The sequence below is a fragment of the Synechococcus sp. R6-10 genome, from assembly GCF_047461815.1.
In the GTDB taxonomy this organism is placed as follows: Bacteria; Cyanobacteriota; Cyanobacteriia; order Thermostichales; family Thermostichaceae; genus Thermostichus.
Map to the genome: position 1 here is coordinate 1 of NZ_JANSHW010000253.1, position 6,548 is coordinate 6,548.

4 protein-coding genes are annotated in these 6,548 nt (G+C 57.3%); all 4 read left to right on the forward strand.

The features are described from left to right. Positions 1-1,399: pyruvate kinase (gene pyk, locus NW837_RS07820; RefSeq protein WP_414330442.1), on the forward strand; the 1,399-nt coding region annotated here is incomplete at its 5' end. Positions 1,400-1,537: 138 nt separating this feature from the next. Continuing rightward, positions 1,538-1,768 (forward strand): DUF4327 family protein, encoded by a 231-nt coding sequence (locus NW837_RS07825; RefSeq protein WP_414330443.1) that lies wholly within the window; start codon positions 1,538-1,540, stop codon positions 1,766-1,768. A gap of 151 nt (positions 1,769-1,919) precedes the next feature. Beyond that, a complete protein-coding gene (locus NW837_RS07830; protein WP_414330444.1) occupies positions 1,920-4,202 on the forward strand; it encodes a RelA/SpoT family protein in 2,283 nt (760 codons plus the stop codon). Positions 4,203-4,943: 741 nt separating this feature from the next. Further along, a complete protein-coding gene (dnaN, locus tag NW837_RS07835; protein WP_414330445.1) occupies positions 4,944-6,320 on the forward strand; it encodes a DNA polymerase III subunit beta in 1,377 nt (458 codons plus the stop codon). Positions 6,321-6,548: the final 228 nt, after the last annotated feature.

Sequence of the window (6,548 nt, forward strand, 5' to 3'; positions counted from 1 at the left end):
CGGGGGTACCCTCTCCAACAACAAGGGGGTCAATTTCCCCGGTGTGCGCCTGAGCATCCGCGCCGTGACCCCAAAGGATAAAGAAGATCTCTACTTCGGCCTCAACCAAGGGGTGGATTGGGTGGCCCTCAGCTTTGTGCGGGATCCCTCTGATGTGCTGGAGCTGCGGGAGCTCATTGCCTCAGCCAAACGGCCTTCTTCCGGCTCAGCCGACAAGCGGGTACCCATCATCGTCAAGATCGAGAAACACGAGGCCATTGAACAGCTGCCCCAGATTTTGGCCCTCAGCGACGGTGTGATGGTGGCGCGGGGAGATCTGGGGGTAGAGCTGCCTGCGGAAGAGGTGCCGATCCTGCAGAAGCGGGTGATCGCCCTGGCCAACTCCCTGGGGATCCCGGTAATTACGGCCACCCAAATGCTGGACAGCATGGTGCACAGCCCCCGGCCTACCCGTGCCGAAATCTCCGATGTGGCCAACGCCATTTTGGATGGCACCGATGCCGTCATGCTCTCCAACGAGACGGCTGTGGGCAAATACCCTGTCGAGGCCGTTGCCACCATGGCCCGCATTGCCGTGCGCACCGAGCGCGATTACTTTGACCTGACCTCCGCCGACCGACGACAACGCCTTCGCGCCCTTGCCATGCAGGAGCTGAGCCAAAACAACGGCAACAGTCCTGCTGGAATGCGGCCCAAAACCCTGATCACCGACTCGATCAGCCGCGCCGTGGGGGAGATCGCCCAAGAGTTGGATGCTGTAGCCGTGATGACCCTGACCAAAACGGGGGCTACTGCTCGCAATGTCTCTAAGTTTCGCCCCCGCACTCCCATCCTAGCCGTAACCCCCCATGTGGAAGTGGCACGGCGGCTGCAGTTGGTTTGGGGGGTACATCCGCTGTTGGTTATGGATTTGGCCACCACCCGCCAGACCTTTCAAGCGGCCATCAGCTTGGCTCAGGAAGATGGCTTGCTCAAGGATGGCGACTTGGTGGTGCTCAGTGCAGGAACCCTGCCAGGCGTTGCGGGATCCACCGATCTGATCAAGGTGGATGTGGTGAAAGCGGTGGTGGCTCAAGGCAAAGGGTTTGGCAAGGGCATTGTCAGCGGCCCGGCCCGCATCTTGAGATCCAGCCTCGATGCCGGCAAAATCACCGCCGGAGACATTTTGGTTGCCCAATCCACCGACGCCAACTATGTGGAGGCGATCAAACAGGCAGCCGGCGTGATTACCGAAGAAGAGGGAGCCTCCTCTCATGCAGCAGTCATTGGCCTGCGGCTGGGGGTGCCGGTGCTGGTGGGGGTCAAGGATGCTACCCGCTTAATCCGGGATGGATCTATCGTCACTCTGAACCCAGAAAAAGGCATAGTGACCGCAGGAGCCGATGGCTTGGGCTTTTAAGCGGGCCTTAAGGTTGCCTGCAATACAAACTTGTATCTCTTGCTACGAAACGAGACCCAGTTCTATGATGGGGGTAGCGAGGCAAGATTTTCCCTGACCCTTCGGTGCGTCCCATTCATTCCACGTGTAGGTTAAGCTATGCCCACTTTACAAGCCACCCACTATGCGGTTGAGGCCATCCAGGAGGAAGCTCGTCGCCTTGTCCGGCAGGGGGTCTTGCGCCGCTCCGAAGCCATTGCCCACCTGCAACCCTTCTTCCCGCAGCGGGAGTGGCAGGCGATTGCCCAAGAGCTGGAGCTGCAAGACTACTGCCCCTCGGATCCCCTCTGCGATTTGATCGGCAACTGCGAGGAGTGGAGCGAAGACTGACTCTCGATCTGCCGAGGATGGCAAGCGGTCGGCGTTGGCAGACAGCCAATGCCTCTTTTTATTCCAGCCGTTTTTTCCTCCTCTAATCTGTCGGCGGCTAAGCTGGATGAACTATAGTCAGTAATTAAACATCCCTTTTCGCCGGGTTCGCATGGGTCAGACGGCTGTCATTGCCACCTCAGATGGAGGTCTCGACCTGAATAGCCTCGGTTTTGAGGTGCCAGGGTGGCTGCGTGCTCTGCTTTCCGGTGCCGAGGATCCCGGCGATGGGCTGCGGCCCTACACGGCTGAAGAAGCCGATCTGCTGCGCCGTGCCTTTGAGTTTTCCTATTGTTTGCATCAGGGCCAAAAACGCAAATCGGGGGATCCCTACATTGCCCATCCGGTAGCCGTGGCCACTCTCCTGCGGGAGCTGGGGGGAGATGCGGTGACGGTGGCAGCGGGCCTTTTGCACGATGTTATTGAGGATACAGAAGTTACCCCAGAAGCCCTGGAAGCTGAATTCGGCTCTGAAGTTCGCCTACTGGTAGAAGGAGTTACCAAACTCTCTAAGTTCAATTTCTCCAGCAAAACCGAGCAGCAAGCGGAAAATTTCCGCCGCATGTTTGTGGCCATGGCCAAAGATATTCGAGTCATCGTGGTCAAGCTGGCGGATCGCTTACACAACATGCGCACGCTGCAGTATCTCTCCCCCAGTAAGCAACGGCAAATTGCAGCCGAAACCATGGAAATTTTCGCCCCTTTGGCCAACCGGCTGGGGATCTGGCATTTCAAATGGGAACTGGAAGACTTGGCTTTTAAGTATCTGGACTACGAGGCTTACCGGAAGATTCAGGAATTGGTCAATGCCAAGCGCGCCGAGCGAGAGGCAGAGATTCAAGCTTTTATTGAAGAGCTGCGGCAGAACCTTCTTCAAGCGGGACTGGAACGCTTTGAGATCAGCGGACGGCCCAAACATTTGTACAGCATCTATCGCAAGATGCAGCAGCAGCACAAAGAATTTCACGAGATTTACGATCTCTCGGCAGTGCGGGTGATCGTGCATACCAACAGCGAGTGCTATCGGGTGCTGGCAGTCGTTCACAACTGCTTTCGCCCCATCCCTGGGCGTTTCAAAGACTACATTGGTCTGCCCAAGGCCAATCGTTACCAATCTTTGCATACGGCGGTGATTGGCCCGCAGGGAAGACCGGTGGAGGTGCAGATTCGTACCGAAGAGATGCACCGCGTGGCTGAGTACGGGATCGCCGCCCACTGGAAGTACAAGGAGGCCGGCAGCACCACTGTCAAGCCCGACGAGGAGCGCTTCACCTGGCTGCGACAGCTGTTGGAGTGGCAAAACGACCTCAAAGATGACAAGGAGTATCTGGACACCCTTCGCGAGAACCTGTTTGAGAGCGAGGTTTACGTCTTTACGCCCAAGGGGGACTTGCTGGCTCTGCCCCAGGGATCCTGTCCGGTGGACTTCGCCTATCGCATCCACTCCGAAATTGGGGATCACTGTGCAGGAGCGCGGGTAAACAACAAGATCGTGCCCCTGGATACCCGCCTGCGCAACGGCGACATTGTGCAGATCATCACGCACAAGAATGCCCATCCCAGCCTGGACTGGATCAATTTCGTTGCCACCAGCTCTGCCCGCAATCGCATTCGCCAATGGTTTAAGCGCTCAAATCGTGAGCAAAACATCGCGCGGGGCCGGCATTTGCTGGAGCGGGAGCTGGGCAAAACAGGCTTTGATGCCCTGCTCAAATCAGAGCGGATGCAGAAGGTGGCCGAAAAGCTCAACTACGCCAGTGTAGAGGATTTGTTAGCCGCTCTGGGTTATGGTGAGACAACCCCCACGCTGGTGATCCATCGGCTGCAGGAGGTCAGCAGGCCGGCAGTATCTGCTCCCACAGAGGAGGAATCGCTTGAGGGATCCAAGCTGTTGTTGCCGCGGGCTTCTGTGGCTTCCAGTTCCGTCAAATCCCAATCTCCCATTCTGGGGGTGGAGGGTCTGAAACACCAGTTGGCCAAGTGTTGTAATCCGCTGCCGGGGGATCCGATTTTGGGCGTAGTCACCCGCTTTAAGGGTATTAGCATCCACCATCAGGACTGTCCACGGGTGGCTCAGGTTTCGGGGGAACGCCTGGTGCCAGTACGCTGGAACGAAGAGCAACTGCGGCAGAGCGCCCAGATCTACCCGGTAGAACTGCATCTGGAGGTTATCGACCGCGTTGGGGTGCTGCGGGACATTCTTTCCCGTCTATCGGATCAAGGCATTAATGTTCGCAATGCTAAGGTACAAACTTTTGCCAACCGCACCGCCCTGATCGATCTCTGTATCGATGTACGTGATAAGAAACAGCTCACCCAGGTTCAAAGTCAACTGCGCCAGCTTTCTGACGTGATCGTGCTGCGCTCCCGCCATCACCAAAACGGATCCCGTTGACCTACGCCTGGCCCTTCGCGGGTACGGACTCTAGACCGCATCCCTATTGCGACTCGCTCCTGCAGCAGCCCAATTTTGGGTCAGGCGCTGTCCCATCCTCATCCTGACCTCCTTTGCCGCTTCTGGTGCGCAGAGCACTTTCCCGCTCCTCTGGGGTCTTGCCAAAAATCCCGTGTCAGCTTACAGGTGGCCAGGCAAGGCCGACAAGCCCAGAGCAATATCCCAGGCTTTCTTCGACAGCCTGTGGAAAACCTGTGGAAATCCAGCGAAGCCCGCCCCAGCTCCGGTGGAATCCCCAGCCATATCTAGGGGGAAGGATTCACTACCTTAGGGGATCTCACACTGACTGTGCGTTAATTTTTATGAATTTGTCAGAAAACCATAACATTAGCCTGTGGAAAACCTGTGGAAAAACCTGGAAAATCTGTGGAAAACCTGTGGAAAAACCCCCCAAGTTATTAACAGGTATAAATACCCTGTGGAAAAGTGGCCAAGTTATCCACAGTTTTTCCACAGGTGGGGAATAGGCTCAAAAGCTCATGGCACAAGGTGTTGACGATCACTTTCCACAGTTTCCACAGCCCCTACTACTACTAGATCAAAAAATTAAATTAGGCAGGGATCGAAATTTCAGATCTGTCCTACGCGCGAGGCAAATTTTCCAAAACTTGTCTGCAAGGGCAGGGATCCAGTCGGGGCAGCCGGTGTAGGATGTGCATGTTCAGCCCTCAAGTGCCCCTGATGGTGCAAGCTCAGCGTCCTGTGGATCGAGAATCGGAAACCGAGTCGTTCGCGCCGGTGTTGCGCAGCAGCAAGACTGCAGCTCCCTATCGTGGGGAGAGCCGCTTTAACGAAGCTGTTGACGCGCCGCTGGAGGGTTTTAGCTTCACCTGCGAGCAAGCCGATCTCAGCCACCACCTCGCTTCCGTTGGACGGGCTGTGGCCAGCCGCCCCGCCCTGCCCGTTTTGGCCAATGTGTTGGTGGAGGCCGACGCGGAAACTCAGCGGGTTGCTTTGACCGCCTTTGACTTGAACTTGTGCATTCGCAGCGAGTTCGAGGCTCAGGTCAGGGGATCCGGTCGCACCACCCTGCCGGCCAAGCTGCTCAGCGACATCGTCAGCCGTCTGCCCAGCGGCCCAGTGACTCTTGACGCGAGCAGCCAAGCCAAGGAGAGTGCCCCTGTGATTCTCATGTCGGCAGCCGGCCAGTACCAAGTGCGCAGCATGTCGGCTGAAGAGTACCCCACCCTACCGGAAATATCGCTCCGCACCGCCGACGCAGATGGCGATTTTGTGGGGGAGGAAAGCCCAACAGCTCAGGCCCTGGAGCTGCCCATCGAGAGCCTGTTGCAAGGGATCGGCCAAACCCTTTTTGCGGCCTCTGGAGATGAGACCAAGCAGGTGCTCACAGGGGTGCATGTCAAGCTCTTGGCGGGGGATCCCCCTTGCCTGGAGTTTGCAGCCACCGATGGGCATCGTCTGGCGATGGTGCAGGTGGAGGCGGACGGGATCCCGGTTGCTTCGGCCCATGGGGAAATAGGGTTGGATTTCACCATTCCCGCTCGCACTTTGCGAGAGGTGGAGCGCATCCTCGGCACCCAGACCGCGGCCTCTACGGTGGAATTGCGGTTTGACCGATCCCAGGTGCAGTTTGTCCTGCCCCCTCGCGCCGGCAAAACCCAGTGCCAACAGCGGATCACCAGCCGTCTCTTGGAGGGCCAATATCCCGACTACAACCGCCTGATTCCCAGGCAATTTGAGCGGCAGGTAACCCTGGAGCGTCGGCCCTTGATGGAGTCGCTGGAACGGGTGGGAGTACTTGCTGCCCAAAGAAACGACATCGTCAAGTTCAATCTTTCTGCCGCAACCCAAACCCTGCGCATCAGCACCGAGGCGCCCGATGTGGGCAGTGGCGAGGAATCGTTGCCAGTGCAGATGTCTGGTCCTGACCTGGAGCTGGCCTTCAATGTGCGTTACCTGCTGGATGCCCTCAGGGTGTTTCATACGCAGCAGGTGAGCCTGGAGCTAAACGGCGCCACGCAGCCGGCCATCTGGAAGCCCCTTGGGGCAATGCGGCTCTGTTATTTGGTTATGCCGGTGCAGCTACGGGCTACCTAGTCTTAGGAGAGCTCCACCCAGCTCTAGTCCAAAACTCTCAAGATCATCTCAGTACAAATCTACAGTTGTTTGTACAAATCTACAGTTGTTTGCATTGCCCCCTCTCCCAGAGGGAAAGGAGCCAGGGATGGTCGCGGAAGCGGCGCCGAGCGTTCAGGGAGCATGCCTCTAACCCCCAAAACCCTGAACTTTGCTGAATTTACTGAGCTTTAGGCGGTTTGGCAAAAG